This window comes from Bosea vaviloviae (assembly GCF_001741865.1).
Lineage (GTDB): Bacteria > Pseudomonadota > Alphaproteobacteria > Rhizobiales > Beijerinckiaceae > Allobosea > Allobosea vaviloviae.
Genome location: NZ_CP017147.1, coordinates 6,115,389 through 6,138,298 on the forward strand (window position 1 = coordinate 6,115,389; position 22,910 = coordinate 6,138,298).

Consider the following 22,910-nt stretch of genomic DNA (forward strand, 5'->3'; position numbering starts at 1 on the left):
CATGGCGAATGGAGGCCTGGCGAATGGTGGCCTGCTTGCCGTCGATGGCGTCGTCGCCGGCTATGGCGCGGCCGAACAGATCCTGAAGGGATGCTCGCTGCGGATCGAAGCCGGCGAGATCGTCTCGATTATCGGCCCCAATGGCGCCGGCAAGTCGACCTTGCTCAAGACGATCGCCGGGCTGGTGTCCGCACGCGAGGGCGCGATCATCTTGAACGGAGCCGATGTGACCGGCCAGGGCGCGCTCGGCCGCGCCAAGCACGGCATCGGCTTCGTGCCGCAGGAGCGCAACGTCTTCGGGGCGATGACGGTTGCCGAGAACCTCGAGATCAGCGGCTTCCAGGACCCCGGCAAGGTGCGCGAGCGCAGCGAGGAACTCTATGCCCGCTACCCGATGCTGGCGAGCAAGCGCCGCGCGCTCGCTCGCACGCTTTCGGGCGGCCAGCGCCAGATCCTCGCCATGGCGATGGGCCTGATGAATGCGCCCGCCCTGCTCCTGCTCGACGAGCCGACGGCGGGCCTCTCGCCGAGGGCGGCGGAGGAGCTGTTCGAGGCGATCGTGGCCCTGAACAAGGCCGGCCTGCCGATCCTGATGGTCGAGCAGCATGCGCTGGAAGCGCTCGAGATCTCGACGCGCGGCTATGTCCTCGTCTCCGGCCGCAACAGCCGCGAGGGCTCGGGCCCTGCGCTCGCTGCCGACCCCGAAATCCGCCGCCTCTTCCTCGGCGGCTGATCACGATGCCGACCTGATCCAAGCCGACTTGATCCGAGCCGACCGACCAAGAACCAGCAATCATAACAGGGGATGATCATGACCGAGTTTCTCACCGACCGCCGCACGCTGCTCGGCGGCGCTGCCGCGCTTGCCGGCCTCTCCGCCCTGCCGAAGCTCGCCTTGGCGCAGGGCGCGCCGATCAGGATCGGCACGCTGACGCCATTGACCGGCTCGGGCGGCCCCTATGGCCCAATGATGGTCAAGGCGGTGAAGGCGGTCGTCGACGAGGTCAATGCCGCCGGCGGCGTGCTGGGCCGCAAGGTCGAGCTCGTCTCGGAAGACGACCAGACCAATCCGGAAGCCGGCGTGCGCGCCGCGCGCAAGCTGATCGACGTCGACAAGGTCTCGGCGATCCTGGGCACCTGGGCCTCTTCGGTGACCACCGCCGTCGCCCCGCTCTGCTGGGAATCGAAGACCTTCCTCTGCACCACCTCCGGCGCGGATTCGATCACCGCCCTGCCGCATCAGGGCTATCTGATCCGCACCCAGCCGACGACGACGCTGCAGGGTCGCAAATTCGGCGAGTTCGCGATCGCCCAAGGCGCCAAGCGCGTCTTCTTCCTCTCGCCGCAGACACCCTTCGCCAAGAGCCAGTTCGACAACATCACCGAGGCCGTGAAGAAGGCCGGTGGCGAGACCGCTTCCCTGATCTATGACGACAAGAAGCCGGCCTACCGCACCGAGATCGACGAGGTGCTGCGCTTCAAGCCCGACGCCATCGTCTTCGGCGGCTACACCCCCGACACCGCCGTGATGCTGAAGGACCTCTACCGAGCCGATTTCAAGGGCCTGAAGATCGCCTTCGGCTACTCGGTCAACCAGAAGCTGATCGAGAGCGTCCCTGCCGAGGTCGTCGACAAGACCTTCATGATCTCGCCCTCGCCGGCCGAAGGCTCCAAGGCCTATGAGAAGCTGGTGAAGCTCGTCGGCGTCGCCTCGCCCGATCCCTACACCACCCAGATCTACGACCACATCAACCTCGTGCTGATGGCGATCGCGATCGCGGGCGACGCCTCGGGCACCGCGATCAAGGACAATATCCGCAAGATCAGCCAGGCTCCCGGCGGCGCCAAGATCGACAGCGCCCTCGACGGCCTGAAGGCGATCGCCGCCAAGCAGGCGGTCGATTATGACGGCGCCAGCGGCCCCTGCGATTTCACCGAGATCGGCGACATCAGCGACTCGAAGTTCCGCTACGAGCAGGTCCAGTCCGGCAAGATCGCCCTGGTCAAGATCGCCTGATCAGGACCTGGCTCAGTGACCCTCCTCCTCCAGGCGCTCATCAATGGGCTGATGACCGGGGCGCTGATCGCCGTCCCAGCGATCGGCTTTTCCGCGATCTTCGCGGTGCTGCGCTATCCGAACTTCGCCATCGCCTCCTACGCCACCATCGGCGCCTTCGCCGCCTGGTGGGCCAATGCGGTGGCGGGGCTGCCCGTCGTGCCGGCGCTCGCCATCGCCTTTGCGGTGACGGGCGTGGTCGGCGTCGTGGCGGAGGAGACCTCGCTGAAGCGCCTGCGCGACAATGGCGCGCTGATCGTGGCCATCGCCTCGATCGCGCTCAACCTCGTGCTGGAGAACATCATCCGCTTCATCTTCGGCAACGATATGAAGGGCTATGACCTGCCGCTGGCGCGCGACCTGCGCTTCGGCGAATTGCGCATCGGCCCGCAGCAGCTCCAGAGCCTCGCCCTCTCCGTCGCGATCATGGCGGCGATGTTCCTGTTCCTGCGCTACACCCGTTTCGGCAAGGCGATGCGCGCGGTCGCCGACAACCCAGACCTGGCTCGCCTGAAGGGCATCGACCCGGCCAGGATCGCGATCGTCACGGTCTTTCTCGGCGCCGGACTGTCCGGCGTCGGCGGCGTGCTGATCGGGCTCGACACCTCGATCGACCCGCTCACCGGCTACCGCGTCCTGCTCTCGGTCTTCGCCGCCGCCGTGCTCGGCGGGCTCGGCTCTATTCCCGGCGCGGTGGTGGGTGCACTCGCGCTCGGCATCGCCGAGGAGCTCGCTTTGATCGCGGTGCCCGCGACCTATCGCACCGCCGTCGGGTTTGTGGCGATCCTGATCATGCTGACCTTCCGCCCGCGCGGCATCCTGGGCGAAAGGGCGACCTGATGCTGTCTTATGTCATCTTCACCCTGACGCTCTGCGGCATCTACGCCCTGCTTGCGCTCAGCCTCAACCTGATCTGGGGCGGGGTCGGCCTTGTCAATCTCGGCCTCGCCGGCTTCTTCGCGGTCGGAGCCTATGCCTCCGCGATCGCGACGGGAGCCGGTGCGCCCGTGCTGATCGGCTGGGCGGCGGCGCTCATCGTCGGCGCAGTCGTCGGCCTCGTCGTCACCTTCGCAACCTTGCGCCTGCGCGACGACTATCTCGCCATCGTGACGCTCGGTTTTGCGGAGGTCATCCGCCTCGTCGCGCTGAACGAACGCTGGCTGACCAAGGGCTCGGACGGCATCTCCGGCATCAAGGCCCCGCTCAAGGCCGAGCTCGGCCTGCAGGGGTTCAGCGTCTTCTATCTCGGCCTCGTCACGCTGATCGTGCTCGTGGTCTGGGCGCTGCTGCGGCGGATCGACCTGTCTCCTTACGGGCGCGCCATGAAGGCGATCCGCGAGGACCAGCAACTCGCAGCCTTCGCCGGCAAGACCGTGCTGCGCTTCAAGCTCCAGGCCTTCGCGCTCTCGGCCGCGATCGCCGCGCTGTCTGGCGCGCTCTACGCGCATTTCCAGTCCTATGTCTCACCGGACCATTTCCAGCCGCTGATCACGATCTACATCTTCCTCGCCGTCACCGCCGGCGGCGTCGGCCGTCCCAGCGGAGCGGTATTTGGCGCCTATCTTGTCGTGATCTTCCTGGAAGCGACGCGCTTCGCCACGGAATGGCTGCCAGGTCTCCAGCCCGTCCAGATCGCCGCCATGCGCGAGATGATGATCGGCGTCGCGCTGATCCTGGTGCTGCATCTACGCCCGCAAGGCATCATGCCCGAGCGAATTCCCAAGGCGCCTCGCCAACCCACGCCCACCGCCTGAAAGCCGAAGAGCCCATCATGTCAGACGATCTCGCCACCCTCTCGGCCCTGCTCAAGGAGCCCGGCCAGCCCGACACCCTGTTCAAGGCGTTCGACGCCATCGCCAAGCGCCTTGTCGGCCACGAACTGTTCACGCTGCTCTATGTCGACGGCTCCGAGGTCGCGCGCATCTATTCCAACCGGCCGACCGAATACCCCGTCTCCGGCCGCAAGCCGATGGGCCCGACGCCCTGGGGCAAGCATGTCATGGAGGGCCAGAAGCCCTATCTCGGCCGGGACAAGGCCGGCATCCGCTGGGCTTTCTTCGACCATGAATTGATCGAGAGCATGGGGCTGGGCTCGGTCATCAACGTGCCTGCGATCTATGACGGCAAGGTCATCGGCACGATCAACCTGCTCGCGCCCGAGGGCCATTACCGCGAGGAGCATGTCGCTCCCATCGAGCGTCTCGCGCCGATGATCGTGCCCGGCTTCCTGGCCGCCCGCGCCGCCGCGCGCGCGCTCTGAACCCAATCCTGCTCCAGCGGAGAACACCCGTGGCTTCCACCCTCTTCACCAATGCCCGCATCGTCGACGGTACCGCGCCCGAAACGGGCGCTCCCGTCAGCGTCCTCGTCGAGGGCGGCACGATCCGCGAGGTCGGCAAATCCGTGACCTCGGCCAAGGCCAAGGTTGTCGACCTCAAGGGCAAGACCCTGATGCCCGGGCTGATCGACGCCCATGTCCATGTCGTCGCCGGCGTCGCCGATCTCGGCAAGAACGCCCTGCTGCCGGATTCGCTCGTCACCGCACGCTCCTTCGTGATCATGCGCGAGATGCTGCTGCGCGGCTTCACCACCGTGCGCGATGTCGGCGGCGCCGATTTCGGTCTGAAGCAGGCAACCGAGGAAGGCCATTTCCCGACGCCGCGCCTCGTCATCTCCGGCAAGGCGCTGAGCCAGACCGGCGGCCACGCCGATTTCCGCGGCCGCTATGACGACCGCGCGGCGGTAACTGACCGCCACAGGCTCGGCGCGCTCGGGCGCATCTGCGACGGGCTCGACCAGGTCCGCCGCGCCGCGCGCGAGGAGATGAAAGGCGGGGCCGACTTCATCAAGATCATGGCCAATGGCGGCTGCGCCTCGCCGACCGACCCGATCCATTTCCTCGGCTTCTCCGTCAGCGAACTCGAGGCGATCGTCGAGGAGGCCAAGATGGCGGGAACCTACGTCTCCGCCCATGTCTACACCGACGAGGCGATCCGCCGCTGCGTCGAGGCCGGCGTGCATTCACTCGAACACTGCAACCTGATCCAGGCAGAGACCGCCAAGCTCGCCGCCTCGAAGGGCGCAGTCGCAGTGCCGACGCTGGTGACCTATGACAAGCTCGTCAGCGACGGTCCCAAGCTCGGCTTCCCGCCCGATTCCGTCGCCAAGGTCGATATCGTCCGCTCCGCCGGCATGGAATCGCTCGCGATCATGAAGAAGGCCGGCCTAGCCATGGCCTATGGCAGCGACCTGCTCGGCGAGATGCATCGCTACCAGTCGGAGGAGTTCGTGATCCGCGGACGCGCCTTGCCGGCCCATGAGGTGATCGCCTCGGCGACCCATATCGCCGCCAAGCTGCTCAAGCTCGAGGGCAAGATCGGCACGGTGGCGGCAGGCGCCCATGCCGATCTGATCGTCGTCGATGGCGACCCGCTCAAGGATCTCTCGCTGCTGACGCGCCAGGGCAAGCACATGCCGTTGATCATGAAGGGCGGCGCTTTCGTGAAGCGCGCAAGCTTGAACTGAAGCAAAGCTGCTTCCGCCATTGCGAGCACAACGAGGCAATCCAGGCAGGCTCGCACCGCAGCCCCTGGATTGTTTCGTCGCGACATTCCTCGCGATGGCGGAAAGACCCTGCCTGCTAAAGCGGCGACCCCATGCATAATCGCGCAGGCATCTGACCAGAATTGAACCTTGGCCCCCATGGGCCTTGCGTGCTTACCTGCCGCCTCGCTGCAACGATCGAGGAACCGTCATGTCGCCACGTATCGCCTTTGGCGGTTTCCTGCACGAGACCAACACCTTCGCGCCGAGCAAGGCCTCGATCGAGCATTTCATCCAGGGCGGCGGCTGGCCCTCGCTTGCGCGCGGCGACGACATCTTCGCCGCCGTGCACAACGTCAATGTCGGCGCGGCGGGCTTCGTCGAGAAGGCCAAGGCGCTCGGTTGGGAGATCGTGCCGACGCTGTGGTGCGCGGCCAGCCCCTCGGCCCATGTCACGGCAGACGCCTTCGAGGCCCTGCTGAACGAACTGGTCGAACGCATCAGCGCCGCATTGCCTCTCGACGGGGTCTATCTCGACTTGCACGGCGCCATGGTCAGCGAGACCTATCCCGATGGCGAGGGCGAAACCCTGCGCCGGGTGCGCACCGCGATCGGCCCCGACATCCCGCTCGTCGCCAGCCTCGACCTGCATGGCAACATCACGCAGCTGATGATGGATTCAGCCGACGGGCTCGTCGCCTACCGCACCTATCCGCATATCGACATGGCTGAGACCGGCAGCCGCGCCACGACCTATCTGGCAAAGCTGATCGGCACTAGGACGCGCCATGCCAAGGCCTTCCGTCAGGTGCCCTATCTGATCCCGATCGCCTGGCAGGCGACGGCGATGGAGCCCTGCAAGACAATCTATGCCGAGCTCGCGGCGCTCGAAGGCGAGAGCGTGCCGACGCTCTCCTTCCTGCCCGGCTTCCCCGCCGCCGATTTCGCCGATTGCGGCGCGACCGTGCTGGCCTATGGCGCGACGCAAGCCGAGGCCGACCGCGCGGCCGATGCAGTCTTCGCCCGGGTGATGGCGAGCGAAGCCGCCTTCAAGGGCCGGGTTTTCCAGCCTGATGAGGGCGTACTGGAGGCGATGCGGCTGGCTGAGGGAGCCTCGAAACCGATCGTCATTGCCGACACGCAGGACAATCCCGGCGCCGGCGGCGATTCCGACACGATGGGGATGGCGCGCGCGCTGGTGCGCAATGGCGCGCAGCGCGCCGCGATCGGCGTGATCGTCGATCCGGCGGCGGCAGCCGCAGCGCACAAGGCCGGCGTCGGCGCCACGATCACGCTCTCGCTCGGCGCCAAGTCCGGCATCCCCGGCGATGTCCCGCTCGAGGGCGAGTTCGTGGTCGAGCAGTTATCCGAAGGGCGCTTCGTCGCGCCGGGCCCGTTCTATGGCGGCTCGCGCATCAATCTCGGCCCCTGCGCGGCCCTGCGCATCGGCGGCGTGCGCATCGTCGTCGGCTCGCGCAAGGCGCAGATGGCAGACCAGGCGATGTACCGGCAGGTCGGCATCGAGCCGACCGAACAGGCGATCCTGGTCAATAAGAGCTCGGTGCATTTCCGCGCCGATTTCGAGCCGATCGCGCAGACGATCCTGGTCTGCGCCGCGCCCGGCCCGATGCCCGTCGATCCCTCAGTCCTGCCGTGGAAGCATCTGCGCCCCGGCATCCGCACCGCGCCGCTCGGCCCCGTCTTCGGCTGATCCTCGTCCTTCGGAGTTAGTTCATGCCCACCCTGCCCCAGATCGAAGCCTTCAAGGACGACCTCGTCGCGATCCGCCACGATATCCACGCCCATCCCGAGATCGGCTTCGAGGAGGTCCGCACCTCCGCCATCGTCGCCGGGAAGCTCGCATCCTGGGGCATCGAGGTGCATCCCGGCGTCGGCAAGACCGGCGTGGTCGGCATCCTCCAGGGCAAGGGCGGGCCGGGCAGGCGCATCGGCCTGCGCGCCGATATGGACGCCCTGCCGATGGACGAGACCACCAACCTGCCCTTCCGCTCGACCATCCCCGGGCGCTTTCATGGCTGCGGCCATGACGGCCACACCACGATGCTGCTCGGCGCGGCGCGTTATCTCTCGGAGAATCGCGACTTCACCGGCACCGCGGTGTTCGTGTTCCAGCCGGCCGAGGAGGGGCTGGGCGGCGCTCGCGCCATGCTCGCCGACAAGCTGTTCGAGCGCTTCCCCTGCGACGAGATCTACGGGCTGCACAATGCCCCCAATCTCGATCCCGGCCAGATCGCCGTCTTCCCCGGCCCGGCCATGGCCGGCGCGGATTTCTTCGACATCAAGATCACCGGCCGGGGCAGCCATGGCGCCATGCCCCATGTCGGGCGCGACCCCGTCATCGTCGCCATCTCGCTGGCGGCAGCGCTACAGACCATCGTCAGCCGCAACGCCGACCCGCGCGAGGCCGCCGTGCTCTCGATCACGCAGATCCATGCCGGCTCCGCCTATAACGTCATCCCCGAGGAAGCGGCCCTAGCAGGCACCATCCGCACCTTCTCGCCCGACATTGCCAAGCTGATCCGCGAGCGCATGCGCGAGATCGCGGCGGGCATGGCGCTGACCTTCGGCGTCCAGATCGATGTCGATATTCGCGACATCTTCGACGTGCTGGTCAATCACGGCCCGCAGGCCGAAGCCGCAGCCAAGGTCGCCGCCGAGATCGTCGGCGCCGAGAATGTGCTGACCGAGGTCAAGCCGATCATGGGCAGCGAGGATTTCGCCGACATGCTGCGCGCGGTGCCCGGCGCCTATTGCTGGGTCGGCCATGCCGGCTCCGTGCCAGTGCACAACCCCTCCTTCATCCTCGACGACGGCATCCTGCCGGTGGGCGCGAGCCTGCTCGCGCGCCTCGTCGAAACGCGACTGGCCGCCTGATCATGTCCTTCGACACGCTGACCTTCGACACCGACGCGATGCTCGCCGGCCTGAAGCGCTGGATCGAGTGCGAGAGCCCGACTTTTGATGTCGCGGCCGTCAACCGGATGATGGATCTCGTCGCCGCCGACCTCGCAGCCGTCGGCGCGACCGTGACCCGCATTCCCGGCCCGCCGAGCCTGGGCGATTGCGTGCGCGGCGATTTCCCCCATCCCAGGCGCGGCGAACCCGGCATCCTGGTGATGTCGCATCTCGACACCGTGCATCCGGTCGGAACGCTGAAGGCCCTGCCCTTCCGGCGCGAAGGCACGCGCTGCTACGGGCCGGGCATCCTCGACATGAAGGGCGGCGCCTATGCCGGCCTGCAGGCGATCGTGGCGCTGGCCAAGGCCGGCATCGAGACGCCGCTGCCGGTCAGCGTGCTCTATACCAGCGACGAGGAGATCGGCAGCCCCGGCACGCGCGAGCTGATCATGCAGCATGCAGGCCAGCATCGCTACATCCTGGTTCCCGAGCCCGGTCGCCCCGGCAATGGCGTCGTCACCGGCCGCTACGCCATCGCCAGGTTCAACCTGCTCGCCGAGGGGCGGCCGAGCCATGCCGGCTCGCGCCTGAAGGACGGCCGCTCCGCCATCAACATGATGGCGCGCCAGCTCATCGCCATCGAGGAGATGACGGGCGACGACTGCACTTTCAGCGTCGGCGTGATCTCGGGCGGGCAATGGGTCAATTGCGTGCCGACGACCTGCCGGGCCGAGGCGCTCAGCATGGCCAAAAGGCAGGCGGATCTCGACCGTGGCGTCGAGCGCATGCTGGCGCTCTCTTCCGAGAACCCCGACGGCACGCGCTTCACCGTCACGCGCGGCGTCACCCGACCGGTCTGGGAGCCGGATGCCGGAACGCTCAGGCTCTATGAGCTTGCGCGCGGCATCGCCGGCGAACTTGGCTGGGAACTCGAGCACGGCTCGGCCGGTGGCGGCTCGGATGCGAATTTCACCGGGGCGGCCGGCATTCCCTCGCTGGACGGGCTCGGCCTGCTCGGTGCCGGCTATCACACGCTGGAGGAGCATATCGAGGTCGACAGCCTGGCCCAGCGCACCCGCCTGATGGCCGGGCTGCTGACGCGGCTTTCGGCCTGAGCGCGATTGACAGAGGCTCCCGTTTCGCGGGAGCTTCCCGGCCTACCCATGGCATGGCCCCTGCATATGCAGGCCGACGGATCGGGACGCACAAGAACACGAACGCATCAAGTCACGACCAGCCAGATCACGATTATCGAAATAACCGCCCGAATGGGTCATAAGGGGAGATCAGTGCATGATGTCGCGTTGGAAGATCGTCACGGCAGCCGCCGCGCTGCTGGCCGGAAGCAGTGTTCTCTCCGGGGGCCTCTCGGCCCAGGCGCAGACGCTGAAAGTCGTCATGCACTCCGACGTGAAGATCGTCGATCCGATCTGGACCACGGCTTACATCGTCCGCAACCACGGCTACATGATCTACGACACCCTCTTCGCGCTCGACGAGAAGGGGGATGTGAAGCCGCAGATGGTCGACAGCTTCACGGAGTCGCCGGACAAGCTGACCTACAAATTCACGCTGCGCGACGGCCTGCTCTGGCATGACGGCAAGCCCGTCACCGCCGAGGACTGCATCGCCTCGATCAAGCGCTGGTCGGCGCGCGATTCGATCGGCCAGAAGCTCGCGACCTTCATCGACACGATGACGGCCGACGACGCCAAGAGCTTCACCGTGAAGCTGAAATCGCCGACCGGTCTGCTGCTCTCGGGCCTCGGCAAGCCCTCTTCCAACGTGCCCTTCATGATGCCCAAGCGCGTGGCGGACACCGACGCGAACACGCAGATCTCCGAATTCATCGGCTCGGGCCCCTTCGTCCTCAAGACCGATGAATGGAAGCCCGGCGACAAGATCGTCTACACCAAGTTCAAGGACTACAAGCCACGCGCCGAACCGGCCTCGGGCCTCGCCGGCGGCAAGGTCGCCAAGCTCGACCGGATCGAGTGGCTGGCGATCTCCGACCAGCAGCAGGCGGTCAACGCCCTGCTCGCCGGCGAGATCGATATGATCGAGCAGCCCTCCTTCGACCTGATCCCGCTGCTCAAGAGCGACAAGTCGATCAAGCTGATCGACTATAATCCGCTCGGCCTGCAATACACCTTGCGCCCCAACCACACGCTGAAACCCTTCGATAACCCGAAGGTCCGCCAGGCGCTGACCTATGCGCTGAACCAGAAGGACTTCCTCGACGCGGTCATCGGCAATCCCGACTATTACAAGGTCTGCAAGGCGCTTTTCCCCTGCGGCAGCACGCTCTCCAGCGAAAAGGGCATGGACGGCCTGCTCGAGTCGAACTTCAAGAAGTCGCAGGAGCTCCTCAAGGAAGCCGGCTATGACGGCACGCCGGTCGTCCTCCTGCAATCGACCGACCTGCAGTCGCTGACCAACCTTGCCCCCGTCGCCAAGCAATTGATGGAGAAGGGTGGCTTCAAGGTCGACATGCAATCCTCCGACTGGCAGACGGTGGTCGCCCGCCGCGTCCGCAAGACGCCCGTCACCGATGGCGGCTGGAACGCGATGCTGACCTCCTGGGTCTCGGCCGACATCATGAACCCGGTCATGGCGGGCTTCCTCAATGCGAGCTGCGACAAGGCCGGCTTCGGCTGGCCCTGCGACGCCGAGATGGAAAAACTGCGCGACGACTTCGCGCGCGAACCCGATATTGCCAAGCAGAAGCTCATCGCCGAAGCCGTGCAGGCGCGCTGGCGCGAGACCGTCACCCATGTCCATCTCGGCCAGTACTATGTGCCGATCGCGACGCGCGGGAACATCAGTGGCATCCTGAGCGCCGCCGCGCCGGTGTTCTGGAACGTGGAGAAGAAGTAACCGCCGGCACGATCAGAAAACGCCATGCTCGGCTACATCCTGCGCCGCCTGCTCGCGACGATTCCCGTTCTGGGGATCGTCGCCGTGCTGGTCTTCCTGATGCTGCGCCTCACGCCAGGCGACCCCGCCGCGGTCATCGCCGGGGATAACGCGACCACTGCGCAGATCGAGGCGATCCGCGCCAAGCTCGGTCTCGACCAGCCGATCATCACCCAGTTCGGCATCTGGGCCGGCAATCTGCTGCACGGCAATCTCGGCGAGAGCTTCTTCTTCAAGAAGAGCATCGGCGAATTGATCCTGGGGCGCATCGAGCCGACGCTTTCGCTCGCCATCGCCACCATGCTGATCGCGGTCTGCGTCGCGATTCCGCTCGGCGTGCTCGCCGCCTACAAGCACGGCTCCTGGATCGACCGGATCGTGATGGGCTTCTCGGTGCTCGGCTTCTCGGTGCCGGTCTTCGTCATCGGCTACCTCCTGATCTACGTTTTCGCGATCACGCTGGGCTGGCTTCCCGTCCAGGGCTATCAGCCGATCTCGGGCGGCTTTGGCGGCTTCATCCAGCGCCTGATCCTGCCGGCAGTGACGCTGTCGGTGATCTATATCGCCCTCATCGCCCGGATGACGCGCGCCAGCGTGCTCGAAGTGCTGAGCGAGGATTATATCCGCACCGCCCGCGCCAAGGGCCAGGTCGAGCGCAAGATCCTGTTCCGGCACGCACTCAAGAACGCCGCCGTGCCGATCGTCACCGTGGTCGGCATCGGCATCGCGCTCCTGATCGGCGGCGTGGTCGTCACCGAGAGCGTGTTCGCGATACCGGGCCTCGGGCGCCTCACCGTCGATGCGGTGCTCGCGCGCGATTACCCCACGATCCAGGCCGTGATCCTGCTGTTCTCCGTCGTTTATGTCGCGATCAATCTCGGCATCGACCTGGCCTACTGCCTCTTCGATCCGAGGATCAAATATTGAGCGCCGAACCCAGCCTGATCGCTCCCGCCCTGCCCGATGCGGGTCGTCCCAACGCCAACGCCCTGCGCCGGCTCGTCCGCAATCCGGCCGTGCTGATCGGCGGCACTGTGCTGCTCGTCATGGCGCTGATGGGCCTGCTCGCGCCGTTCCTGGGCACGATCGACCCCGCCGCCATCAACCCGAGCGCGCGCAACCGGGTGCCCGGCGTCGAGCGCACCATCCGCGCCGATGATGGCTCGACCACGGTCTTCAAGCACCGGATGGGCACGGATTCGCTTGGCCGCGACGTCTATAGCCGCGTCGTCTACGGCGCGCGGGTCTCGCTGATGATCTCGGTCTCGGTCGCCACTGTGAGCATCTCGATCGGCCTCATCCTCGGTTTGATCGCCGGCTATATCCGGCCGCTCGACGCCGTGATCATGCGCTTCATGGACGGGCTGATGGCGATTCCGGCAATCCTGCTCGCCATCGCCGTGGTCTCGCTGTTCCGGGCCGGGCTCACGGCAGTCATCGTGGCGATCATCGTGCCCGAAATCCCGCGCGTCGTGCGTCTCGTGCGCTCGATCGTACTCTCGGTGCGCGAGGAGCCCTATGTCGAAGCCGCGATCATGCAGGGCACAAGGCTGCCACTGCTGATGGTGCGCCACATCCTGCCCAACACCATCGCCCCGCTGATCGTCCAGGGCACCTTCATCGCGGCCTCGGCCATCCTGGTCGAGGCGATCCTGTCCTTCCTCGGCATCGGCATTCCGCCGGAGACGCCGACCTGGGGCAACATCATGGCCGAGGGCCGCAATGTCTTCCGCGTCTTCCCGCACAACATCCTCTATCCCGGCATCTTCCTCGGCATCACGGTGCTGGCGGTGAACATGCTCGGCGATGGCCTGCGCGACACGCTCGATCCCAAGATGGCCGGCCGATGAGCGACGCACCGATGACCGACGCCCCCGTGCCCGTCGTCCCCATGCCCGTCCTGCAGATCAAGGGCCTGAGCATCCGCCTGCCCGGCGGCGGCGACCGGGCGCATGCCGTCGAGAACGTCTCCTTTGATGTCGGCGCGGGCGAGATCACCTGCGTCGTCGGCGAGTCCGGCTCCGGCAAATCCGTCACCGCCTTCTCGGTGATGGGGCTGCTGCCGAAGCTGCTGAAGCCCGTCGCGGGCCAGATCCTGCTCGAGGGCGAGGATGTGCTCGCTGCCACGCCGCAGCGCCTGCGCGCTTTGCGTGGCGACCGCATGGGCATGGTCTTCCAGGAGCCGATGACGGCGCTGAACCCGGTCCTGACGATCGGCGACCAGATCGAGGAGGTGCTGCGCATCCACACCGAGCTCGATGCGGCCGAGCGGCGCGCAAAAGTGCTCGGCATCATGGCAGCGATGCGCCTGCCCGATCCGGAGCGCATCCACGCCTCCTATCCGCACCAGATCTCCGGCGGGCAGCGCCAGCGCGTGATGATCGCCGCAGCCCTCGTGCTCGATCCGGCGCTCCTCATCGCCGACGAGCCGACGACCGCGCTCGACGTGACCACCCAGGCCCAGATCCTGCGCCTGATCAAGGAACTCCAGGGCCGGCGCGGCACGGGCGTGCTGTTCATCACCCATGATTTCGGCGTCGTCGCCGAGATCGCCGACAAGGTCGTGGTGATGGAGAAGGGTTTTGTCGTCGAGCAGGGCCAGGCCGCGCAAGTGCTGACCAACCCGCAGCATCCCTATACCCGCATGCTGATCGGCGCAGTGCCGAGCCTGAAGCCTGCCAGACGCAAGGCCGTGACGGGGCCGATCGCGCTCGAAGCCGTCGGGCTCGGCAAGACCTACAGCTCCAAGAGCCTGTTCAAGAAGGAGCAGGTCGTTCACGCCGCACGTGATGTCGACATCAAGATCCATCGCGGCGAGACGGTCGGGATCGTCGGCGAATCCGGCTCGGGCAAGACCACGGTGGCGCGCTGCATCGCCCGATTGATGCCGCCGACGCGCGGCGCGATCCTCGTCCCCGACATCGACATTGCGATGCTGCCGGAGCGACGCCTGCGGGCTTACCGCCGCAAGATCCAGGTCGTATTCCAGGATCCCTACCGCTCGCTGAATCCACGCCGCACGGTCGGCGATTCCATCATCGAGGGGCCGTGCAATTTCGGCCTGAAGCCGGCTGATGCGATCGCGCGCGCCCGCGACCTGATGGCGCTGGTCGGCCTGCAGCCGAGCGCGCTCGACCGCTACCCGCATCAGTTCTCCGGCGGCCAGCGCCAGCGCGTCGCGATCGCTCGCGCGCTCGCCATGGAGCCCGAGATCCTGATCGCGGACGAGGCCGTCTCGGCGCTCGATGTCTCCGTGCAGAAACAGGTGCTGGCGCTGCTGGCCGACGTGCAGGAGCGCTTCAACCTCGCCATCCTGTTCATCACGCACGACCTGCGCGTCGCAGCCCAGATCTGCGACCGCATCGTCGTGATGGAGAAGGGCCTCATCGTTGAGCAGGGCGCGACCGCCCAGGTGTTTTCGGACCCCGCTCACGCCTATACGCGCGCCCTGATCGACGCTGCGCCAGGCCGCGAATTCGGCACCGGCGAGCCATAGCGCCACTCCGCTCCGAAGCCTGTTGTCTCGAGCGTTTCGAGCGTAGCGGACACCGGCTCGCCAAGAAACGCGTCGAACACAGAGCTGGAACGGTCGAACGATCCAATTGGATCGGAAACTGCTCCAGGCGGGGAAGCATCGTCCCTCGCAGCGGAACCGGCATCCCTCCCGGTTCGGTGCGAACCTGCCGCAAGCTCCGCGCGAGCTTATAAAGCGCGCGAATAGGCCAGCGCGATAAATGATAGCTCGGCAAATCGCGGCCGGCTCGTCGCGGGCCGGTTGTTTGTTATGCTCCAGGCAGATTGGCCCGGCCCGGCGTGATGACGCTTTGGACCCCTTAGGCTGACGGGGGGCGGCAATGGGCGCGAGCTTGCAGATCAACAGCCTGGGCAAGAGCTACGGCCCGTCGCAGGCCGTCGCCTCCGTCTCGCTCGATATCGCCGCCGGCGAGTTCGTCAGCCTGCTTGGCGCCTCCGGCTCCGGCAAGACCACGACGCTGATGATGATCGCGGGCTTCACCCCGCCCGATACCGGCGAGATCGTGCTCGACGGCCAGCCGATCACGCATCTGCCGCCGGAGCGGCGCGGCATCGGCGTGGTGTTCCAGAACTACGCGCTGTTCCCGCATATGAATGTCGCGCGCAATGTCGGCTTCCCCTTGAAGATGCGCCGCGTTTCCGCCGCGGAAACCGCGGGGCGCGTCGCGGAAGCGCTGGCGCGAGTTGGACTGGCCGGGCTCGGCGAGCGCCTGCCGGCGCAGCTTTCGGGCGGGCAGCAGCAGCGCGTCGCGCTTGCCCGCGCCCTGGTCTACGAGCCCGGGCTGCTGCTGATGGACGAGCCGCTGGGGGCGCTGGACCGTTCCCTGCGCGAGACGATGAAGACGGAGATCAGGCGGCTGCACCGCCAGCTCGGCATCACCATCGTCTATGTCACGCATGATCAGGAGGAGGCGCTGACGCTGTCGGACCGGATCGCGCTGATGGATCGCGGCAGGATCGTCCAGATAGGCAGTGCGACCGACCTCTATGAGCGTCCCGCCAACGCTTTCGTCGCCGGGTTCATCGGCGAGAGCACGATGATCGGCGGCAAGGTCGTGCGCGACGGCGAGGCCGGCCAGGCCCTGTTGCCGGCAGCCGGCGGCCCACCTCTGCCGGCGCGGCCAGGCGCGCTGCGCGAAGGCGATGCGGCGACCTTCCTGCTGCGGCCGGAGAAGGCCAGCCTGTCGGCAGCCGACGCTTCCGGCAGCGGCCTGCGCGCAACGGTTCAGGACATCGTCTATGTCGGCGAGATCTCCCGGCTCACCTTGCGGCTCGATGGCGGGCCGGAGCTCACGGTCAAGCAGCCCAACCGGGCCGATGCCTATCAGGCGAAGATCGGGGAGGCCGTGAAGATCGGCTGGGCCCCTGACGACGCCGTGCTGCTTGCCGCCTGAAACGCCATGGATTCACAACAAGGCATGGCTTCATAACAAGGGGAGACCATCATGACCGATCGCTCAGGCCTATCCCGACGCTCCATCCTTCTCGGCGGCGCCGGCGCTTCGCTCACCATCGCCAGCCCCTTCGTCCATGTCACGCCGGCTCGCGCCGACAAGGGCGAGATCGTCGTCGCGGGCTGGGGCGGCTCGCGCACCACGGCGATGCGCGAGGTGATGTTCACGCCCTTCGAAAAGGCGACCGGCATCCGCGTGCGCGATGACGGACCGCCGGAAGCCGCCAAGGTCAAGGCGATGGTCGACAGCGGCAACATCACCTGGGACATCCTCGACACCGACATCCCGGCGATCCTGGCCATGGTCAACGCCAAGCTGCTCGAGCCGATCGACTATTCCAAGCTCGACAAGGCGAGACTCGGCAAGATCCCGCCCGTGCTGCACCACCCCTACGGGCTCGGGCACCTGATCTACTCGTTCAACATCGTCTACAACACCAAGGCTTTCCCGAACGGGACGCAGCCCAAGACCTGGGCCGATGTCTGGGACGGGGTGAAGTTCAAGGGCGCCCGCTCCTTCCCCTTCCGCGGCGGGCTCTCGCCGCAGCTCGAATTCGCCGCGATTGCCGATGGCGTGCCGGCCGACAAGGTCTATCCGCTCGACATCGAGCGCGCCTGGGCCTCGCATGACAAGCTCAGGCCGTTGGTGACGAAGTGGTACGCCAACCACGCCGAGGCGATCCAGCTGCTCTCCAGCGGCGAGATCGACATCTGCTGCACCATCGGCCCGCGCGGATTGGTGGCGAAGAAGGACGGCGCGCCGATCGATGTCGAATTCGCCGGTGGCAAGCTCGCCCCCGACAACTGGGCGATCGTCAAAGGCGCGCGCAATGCCGACGCCGTCTACCAGTTCCTGAACTTCGTCATTGACGGCAAGGTCCAGGCCGAGCTCGCCAAGCGCATCCCCTACGGCCCGTCTTCGCAGGACGCCTTCGCGCATCTGAGCGAGGCCGAAGCCAAACAGCTCAACACCTCGCCCGACAATCTCGCCAAGCAGTTCTGGACCGATATCGACTGGTGGGGGAAGACCGCCGAGAACGGCAAGACCAACAACGAGAACCAGATCGAGCGTTACGCCCGCTGGATGGTCAAGCGCGGATGACGCTGGTCGCTGCGAGCGCCGTTCCCTCGGTGAAGGCCGCGCGCGCCTGGCGTGCGCGGCCGGGATTGATGATCGCCGGGGCCCTGGCCTTCTGCGCGATCGTCTATCTCCTCCCGATGCTGTCGCTGTTCGGCTGGGCCTTCCAGGGGCCCACCGGCTCCGGAGCGAGCCTCGCCCAACTCTCGCGATTGATCGGCGACGACACCTATCACTATGCCTTCTTCACCACCTTCGAGATCGCGGCGATCACCACCCTGATCTGCGCGCTGATCGGATACCCCTACGCCTATCTGATGGCGACGACGGGGCCACGCCTGGCGATGCTGCTGACGGCCGCCGTGATGATTCCGTTCTGGACCAGCGTGCTGGCCCGCAGCCTCGCCTGGATGATCCTGCTCGGGCGCAAGGGCGTGGTCAACGAATGGCTGACGGGGCTTGGCCTGCTGGAGCGGCCGGCCGCCCTGCTGTTCAACAGCATCGGCGTGCAGATCGGCATGGTCCATGTCCTGCTGCCCTTCATGGTGCTGCCGATCTGGTCGATCCTGTCGCGCCTCGATCCTGGCTTGCCGCGTGCGGCCCGTTCGCTGGGCGCCTCGCCGGCAGCGGCCTTCATCCATGTCACCTTGCCATTGTCGCTGCCCGGCCTCGCCGCCGGCGCGACGCTCGTCTTCATGTTCGCCATCGGCTTCTACATCACGCCCGCTTTGCTCGGCGGCCCCAACGACCTCACCATCGCCTCGCTGATCGAGATGGTGGTGCGCGATCTGCTGGACTGGCCGTTCGGCGCCATGCTGAGCCTGGCGCTGCTCGGGCTCGTCGCGCTGGTCTTCGCCTGCGGCGCGGCCTTCGCAGGGGCCGGCCGCATCGCTGGGATTGAGGGGCGATGAGCCTGTCCTCCGCATCGCCGCAGCCGCGCATCAATGCCGGGCGCTCCGCCTTATGGCTCCTTGCGGGCCTGACCGTGCGGTTCCTGCTGGCGCCGATCGCCGTCATCATCGTCGTCTCCTTCAACGACACGACGCTGTTCAGCTTCCCGCCCACGCGCTGGTCGCTGCGCTGGTATCATGCGCTGTGGGAGAGCCGCGCCTGGCGTGAAGCCGGCTGGTTCTCGCTCTGGCTCGCGAGCCTGGTCGCACTGGCCTCGCTGCTGATCGGCGTGCCGGCGGCCTATGGGCTGGCGAAAGGCCGCTTTCCCGGTCGCCGCCTCGCCGAAGCGCTGCTGATCTCGCCGATGGTGGTGCCGGTCATCGTGCTGGCGCTCGGGCTCTACATGCTGTTCTCGAAGCTCGGGCTGATCGGTACGCCCACCAGCCTCTTCCTCGCCCATACGCTGCTTGCCTTGCCGGTGGTGATCGTCATCGTCGGCGCGGCTTTCCGCAGGCTCGACGGCTCCATCGAACTGGCGGCGCGCTCCTGCGGAGCCTCGTTCCCGCGCGCCTTCTGGCATATCGTGCTGCCCGCTATTCGCCCCGCTTTGATCTCGGCCGGAGCCTTCGCCTTCCTGACCTCGTTCGACGAGGTGGTGCTGACCCTGTTTCTCGGGGGCCCGCGGACCGCGACGCTGCCGAAAAAGATCTGGGAATCGGTCAAGTTCGAACTCGACCCGTCGCTGACGGCGGTGTCCACCATCCTGATCATCGTCTCGATCGCCGCGCTCCTCCTCGTCGAGGTCGCGCGCCGCAGCCGTGTCCAACGCCAAGCAAAGGAAGCCCTATGATCCCCGACATCCCGACCATCTCAGCCAATCTCTCGGATCCCGCTCCCGAGTTCCCCTGGCCCAATGGCGCAAGCTGCGCCGTCTTTCCGGCTTTCGACGTCGATGCCGAGACGGCCTGGCTGCAATACGATTTCAAGAACGTCGACCGCCTCGTGACGATGTCCTTCGGCGCCTATGAGGAGCGCGTCGGCATTCCCAAGATCCTCGATTATCTGCGCGCCGAAGAGATCAAGGCGACCTTCTACATCCCGGGCTGGGTCGTCGATGCCCATCCGAAGATGTGCGAGAGCATCGTCAAGGGCGGGCATGAGGTCGGCCATCACGGCTATCTGCACAAGCGGCCTGACCCCGCCGACTTCGCCGAGGACAAGGAGGAGATCGACAAGGCGCTCGACTCCCTCAAGCGCGTACTCGGCGTCACGCCGGTGGGCTACCGGGCGCCCTCGGGCGAGAACTATCACGAGCTGCTGGGCTATCTGCGCGATCGCGGCATCCTGTATTCCTCGTCCTTCCGCGACGACATCCGCCCCTACCGCCACAAGCTGCGCGACGGCTCGCGCGGTCCCGTCGAATTGCCCGTCAACGTCTCCTTCGACGATTGGCTCTACGGGCTGAGCCAGCGCTTCAGCCCGCGCCCGATGTTCCCCAAGGAGCATGTGCTGTCGATCTGGAACGGCGAGCTGGAGCAGACCCGTGAATGGGGCGGGCTCGTCTCCATGGTCATGCATCCCCAGGTCACCGGCCGGCCGATGCGGCTTGGCATCCTGCGCGACTTCATCACCCGGGCCAGAAGCTACGGGGATGTCTGGATCGCCACCGGCCAGGAGATCGCCGCCCACTATATCGAGCAGGAAAGGGCGGCGGGTCTCTGAGCAGAAACACCACCGTCATTCCGGGGCGGCCCGCAGGGCCGAGCCCGGAACCCAGACCCGATGCGCCTTGTCGCAAAAGCTCTGGTGTTAGAGAGCCGCTTTCTGGCTGAATCCTCATCGGTTCTGGGTTCCGGGCTCTTCGCTTCGCGAAGCCCCGGAATGACGGAGCAGAACCGGCTGGCGTCCGACACGGAAACGAGACCGACCATGACCACCCGCATCTCCCGCGCCGATGTCGTCATCGCCTATGACGCCGAGGCCGACGACCACGTCTATCGCCGCGACTGCGACGTCGTCTTCGACGAGAGCGGCATCCTGCATCTCGGCGAGGGTTGGGACGGGCCGGTCGACCGCGAGATCGACGGGCGCGGCTTCATGGTCATGCCGGGGCTTGTCGACATCCATTCGCACCCCTCGAGCGAGCCCGGCAACAAGGGCATGACCGACGAGGTCGGCAGCCCGAAACTCTACAATTCCTCGCTCTACGAATTCCTTTGGCTGTTCCGCGCCGATACTGAGGGCATCCCGCATCTCAACCATGTCGCCTGGTCGGAATTACTGATGTCGGGCGTCACCACGCTGGTCGACCTCTCCTTCCCCAGCGATGGCTGGCTCGACCGCGCGGCGGCCTCGGGCCTGCGCATGGTCATGGCGCCGATGTACCGCAATGGCCGCTGGTTCACCCGCAATGGCTACACCGTCGAATACGAGCTCGACGATGCCGCCGGGCGCAAGGCGATGGAGGAGGCCTTCCGGATCATCGACACGGCGCTCGCCCATGAATCCGGGCGGCTGTCGGGCCTCGCCTGCCCAGCCCAGATCGACACCTGCACGGAGGAGCTGTTCCGCGCCTCGATCGCCGGAGCGGCCGAGCGCAACATTCCGATCCAGACCCATGCGGGGCAGTCGATCAGCGAATTCCAGGAGATGGTCCGCCGCAGCGGGCTCTCGCCGATCCAGTGGCTCGACAGCGTCGGCTTTCTCGGCCCGAACGCCTCGATCGCCCATGCCATCTTCCTCGACGAACATCCCTGGGTGCGCTGGCCGACCCGCACCGACCTGGCGCGCCTCGCTGAAACCGACACCTCGGTCGCGCATTGTCCGACCGTCTTCGGTCGGCGCGGTTTCACGCTGCGCGATCTCGGCCGCTATCTGTCCGCCGGCGTCAATATCGGCATCGGCACCGACACCTTCCCCCACAACATGCTGGAAGAACTGCGCCACGCCGGTGTCTATGCCCGCATCACCGGCGAAAGCCATGCCGTCGTCACCACCGGCCAGGTCTTCCGCGCCGCGACGCTGGGCGGCGCAAAACTGCTCGGACGCAGCGATATCGGCCGTCTCGCGACAGGCGCTCAGGCCGATCTCGTCATGGTCGACCTGACGCATCCGATGATGCGGCCGACGCGCGACCCGCTGAAGAGCCTGATCAACGCCGCCGCCGAACGCGCGGTCGCCCATGTCTTCGTCGCCGGCCGGCAAGTTGTGCAGGATGGCAAGGTCATGACCATGGACTACCAGGCGGCCTCGGCCGGCCTGGAAGAGGCTCAGCGACGCGCGCTGGCGAAAGCCTCCTCGCTGGATTGGGCCGGCCGTTCGGTCGATGAACTTTCGCCGCCCAGCCTGCGCTGGACGTGAACGGCGTCCCCTCGCGGCCCCACGACCAAGCTGGCATATGATTTGCTCCTGAAATAGGGTCACCCCGACACTATTCAGAGCAAGAATATGAACCTGCGTCAGATCGAGCTGTTGCGCGCCGTCATGCGATGCGAGACGACGGTGAGGGCCGCCCAGGAATTGGGCCTGTCCCAACCCGCCGTCAGCAACGCGATCAAGCATCTGGAAGGCCAGATCGGCTTCCCGCTGTTCGAGCGGGTCAACAACCGGCTGTTCCCGACCGCCGAGGCGCGGGCGATCTACCAGGATTCCGATCCGATCTTCCAGATGCACGCCGCCCTGGAAGCCAGGGTCCAGGATCTGAAGGAGAACCGGGCCGGGCATGTCCGGCTCATCGCGACGCCGCCGCTGGGCTACAGCGTCATTCCCCGCGCGCTCGGCAGCTTCCTCGCCAAGCGGCCGAAGATGCGGGTGTTCTTCGATGTCCGCCGCTTCGAGAATGTCATCGACAGCGTCGAGAACGGCGTTGCCGAATTGGGCTTCGTCATGGGGCTGAACGAAAACCGCGCGCTCAACGCCGAGGTGTTCTTCTCGGAGCGGATGGTCTGCGTGATGCGGCCCGACCACCCGCTCGCCGAGAAGAACACGATCTATCCCAGCGATCTCAGGAGCGTGCCCTTCATCGCGCTCGAGCGCGGCAGCAGGATGGGCACCATCGTGCGACAGGCCTTCACCGAAGCGGGTGAGCCTTTCAATTTCGCCGTTGAGGTCCGCTACTGCAACACGGCCTGCGTGCTCGCCGAGAATGGCGTCGGCGTCGCGGTGGTCGATCCGCTGTCGCCGCTGTTCAGCGGCCATTACAACCTCGCCATCCGCGCCTTCGAGCCCGCCGTGCAGGTTTCAGCCTCCGTGGTGAGCTCGCGCAAGCGGCCCTTGTCGCGCGCCGCCGAAGCCTTCCTGCGCGAAGTGCGTGTCGTTGTCGGAGAGGTCGCGGGCAAGCTCGCCTGACGGTATTCGTCCGGCAAATGGCGGCCCCGAATAAAGCATAGGCGCGGGCATTGCCCGGCCAGGGCGCCTGCACCAGAGTCTCGATGCGCACATCATCCCGGCAGCGCCGGGCGTTCCACAGTCCCTGCCGCGTCGGCCCCCGGCGATCCGCATCACCGCGTTCGCGCAGGCAT

The 22,910-nt window shown here is 66.5% G+C and carries 19 protein-coding genes and 1 pseudogene; all 20 read left to right on the forward strand.

All coding sequences use genetic code 11. The features are described from left to right. Nucleotide 1 precedes the first annotated feature (1 nt). Nucleotides 2-547: pseudogene (locus BHK69_RS28380) on the forward strand (ABC transporter ATP-binding protein); the annotation flags it as partial. Nucleotides 548-811: 264 nt separating this feature from the next. After that, entirely contained in the window at nucleotides 812-2,017 is a 1,206-nt protein-coding gene (locus tag BHK69_RS28385) for an ABC transporter substrate-binding protein (protein WP_069694037.1), read from the forward strand. Between the two features lie 15 nt (nucleotides 2,018-2,032). Beyond that, on the forward strand, nucleotides 2,033-2,896 hold the full coding sequence (locus BHK69_RS28390; RefSeq protein ID WP_244548350.1) for a branched-chain amino acid ABC transporter permease: 864 nt from the start codon (nucleotides 2,033-2,035) through the stop codon (nucleotides 2,894-2,896). After that, complete coding sequence (locus BHK69_RS28395; protein ID WP_069693035.1) at nucleotides 2,896-3,810, forward strand: branched-chain amino acid ABC transporter permease; 915 nt, start codon at nucleotides 2,896-2,898, stop codon at nucleotides 3,808-3,810. The genes BHK69_RS28390 and BHK69_RS28395 overlap by 1 nt, the downstream gene beginning before the upstream one ends. Nucleotides 3,811-3,827: 17 nt before the next feature. Further along, nucleotides 3,828-4,316, forward strand: a complete 489-nt coding sequence (locus BHK69_RS28400; RefSeq protein WP_069693036.1) for a GAF domain-containing protein — start codon at nucleotides 3,828-3,830, stop codon at nucleotides 4,314-4,316. A gap of 29 nt (nucleotides 4,317-4,345) precedes the next feature. Continuing rightward, entirely contained in the window at nucleotides 4,346-5,581 is a 1,236-nt protein-coding gene (locus BHK69_RS28405; RefSeq protein WP_069693037.1) for a metal-dependent hydrolase family protein, read from the forward strand. A 229-nt stretch (nucleotides 5,582-5,810) separates the two neighbouring features. Next, nucleotides 5,811-7,310 (forward strand): M81 family metallopeptidase, encoded by a 1,500-nt coding sequence (locus BHK69_RS28410; RefSeq protein ID WP_069693038.1) that lies wholly within the window; start codon nucleotides 5,811-5,813, stop codon nucleotides 7,308-7,310. A 23-nt stretch (nucleotides 7,311-7,333) separates the two neighbouring features. Next, the gene (locus BHK69_RS28415; protein ID WP_069693039.1) at nucleotides 7,334-8,494 is read left to right on the forward strand and encodes a M20 aminoacylase family protein; all 1,161 of its coding nucleotides are present in this window, start codon (nucleotides 7,334-7,336) and stop codon (nucleotides 8,492-8,494) included. Nucleotides 8,495-8,496: 2 nt separating this feature from the next. After that, nucleotides 8,497-9,633 (forward strand): M20/M25/M40 family metallo-hydrolase, encoded by a 1,137-nt coding sequence (locus BHK69_RS28420; RefSeq protein ID WP_069693040.1) that lies wholly within the window; start codon nucleotides 8,497-8,499, stop codon nucleotides 9,631-9,633. 178 nt (nucleotides 9,634-9,811) lie between these two features. Then, entirely contained in the window at nucleotides 9,812-11,395 is a 1,584-nt protein-coding gene (locus BHK69_RS28425) for an ABC transporter substrate-binding protein (RefSeq protein WP_069693041.1), read from the forward strand. A 24-nt stretch (nucleotides 11,396-11,419) separates the two neighbouring features. Then, nucleotides 11,420-12,361: an ABC transporter permease gene (locus BHK69_RS28430; RefSeq protein WP_069693042.1), complete on the forward strand. Its 942-nt coding sequence runs from the start codon at nucleotides 11,420-11,422 to the stop codon at nucleotides 12,359-12,361. Beyond that, nucleotides 12,358-13,284 carry an ABC transporter permease gene (locus BHK69_RS28435; protein ID WP_244548351.1) on the forward strand — a complete coding sequence of 309 codons (927 nt, stop codon included), beginning with the start codon at nucleotides 12,358-12,360 and terminating at the stop codon, nucleotides 13,282-13,284. Before BHK69_RS28430 ends, BHK69_RS28435 begins: the two co-directional genes overlap by 4 nt. Further along, nucleotides 13,281-14,930, forward strand: a complete 1,650-nt coding sequence (locus BHK69_RS28440) for an ABC transporter ATP-binding protein (RefSeq protein ID WP_069693043.1) — start codon at nucleotides 13,281-13,283, stop codon at nucleotides 14,928-14,930. Before BHK69_RS28435 ends, BHK69_RS28440 begins: the two co-directional genes overlap by 4 nt. A gap of 358 nt (nucleotides 14,931-15,288) precedes the next feature. Beyond that, nucleotides 15,289-16,362, forward strand: a complete 1,074-nt coding sequence (locus tag BHK69_RS28445; protein ID WP_069693044.1) for an ABC transporter ATP-binding protein — start codon at nucleotides 15,289-15,291, stop codon at nucleotides 16,360-16,362. Nucleotides 16,363-16,413: 51 nt separating this feature from the next. Continuing rightward, entirely contained in the window at nucleotides 16,414-17,523 is a 1,110-nt protein-coding gene (locus tag BHK69_RS28450; RefSeq protein WP_069693045.1) for an ABC transporter substrate-binding protein, read from the forward strand. Continuing rightward, nucleotides 17,520-18,410: an ABC transporter permease gene (locus BHK69_RS28455; protein ID WP_069693046.1), complete on the forward strand. Its 891-nt coding sequence runs from the start codon at nucleotides 17,520-17,522 to the stop codon at nucleotides 18,408-18,410. The genes BHK69_RS28450 and BHK69_RS28455 overlap by 4 nt, the downstream gene beginning before the upstream one ends. Next, on the forward strand, nucleotides 18,407-19,240 hold the full coding sequence (locus BHK69_RS28460) for an ABC transporter permease (RefSeq protein ID WP_069693047.1): 834 nt from the start codon (nucleotides 18,407-18,409) through the stop codon (nucleotides 19,238-19,240). Before BHK69_RS28455 ends, BHK69_RS28460 begins: the two co-directional genes overlap by 4 nt. Continuing rightward, nucleotides 19,237-20,112: a polysaccharide deacetylase family protein gene (locus BHK69_RS28465; protein WP_069693048.1), complete on the forward strand. Its 876-nt coding sequence runs from the start codon at nucleotides 19,237-19,239 to the stop codon at nucleotides 20,110-20,112. The genes BHK69_RS28460 and BHK69_RS28465 overlap by 4 nt, the downstream gene beginning before the upstream one ends. Nucleotides 20,113-20,319: 207 nt before the next feature. After that, a complete protein-coding gene (locus BHK69_RS28470) occupies nucleotides 20,320-21,750 on the forward strand; it encodes an amidohydrolase family protein (RefSeq protein ID WP_069693049.1) in 1,431 nt (476 codons plus the stop codon). A gap of 87 nt (nucleotides 21,751-21,837) precedes the next feature. Then, nucleotides 21,838-22,737 carry a LysR family transcriptional regulator gene (locus BHK69_RS28475; RefSeq protein ID WP_069693050.1) on the forward strand — a complete coding sequence of 300 codons (900 nt, stop codon included), beginning with the start codon at nucleotides 21,838-21,840 and terminating at the stop codon, nucleotides 22,735-22,737. The last annotated feature ends 173 nt before the right edge of the window (nucleotides 22,738-22,910 follow it).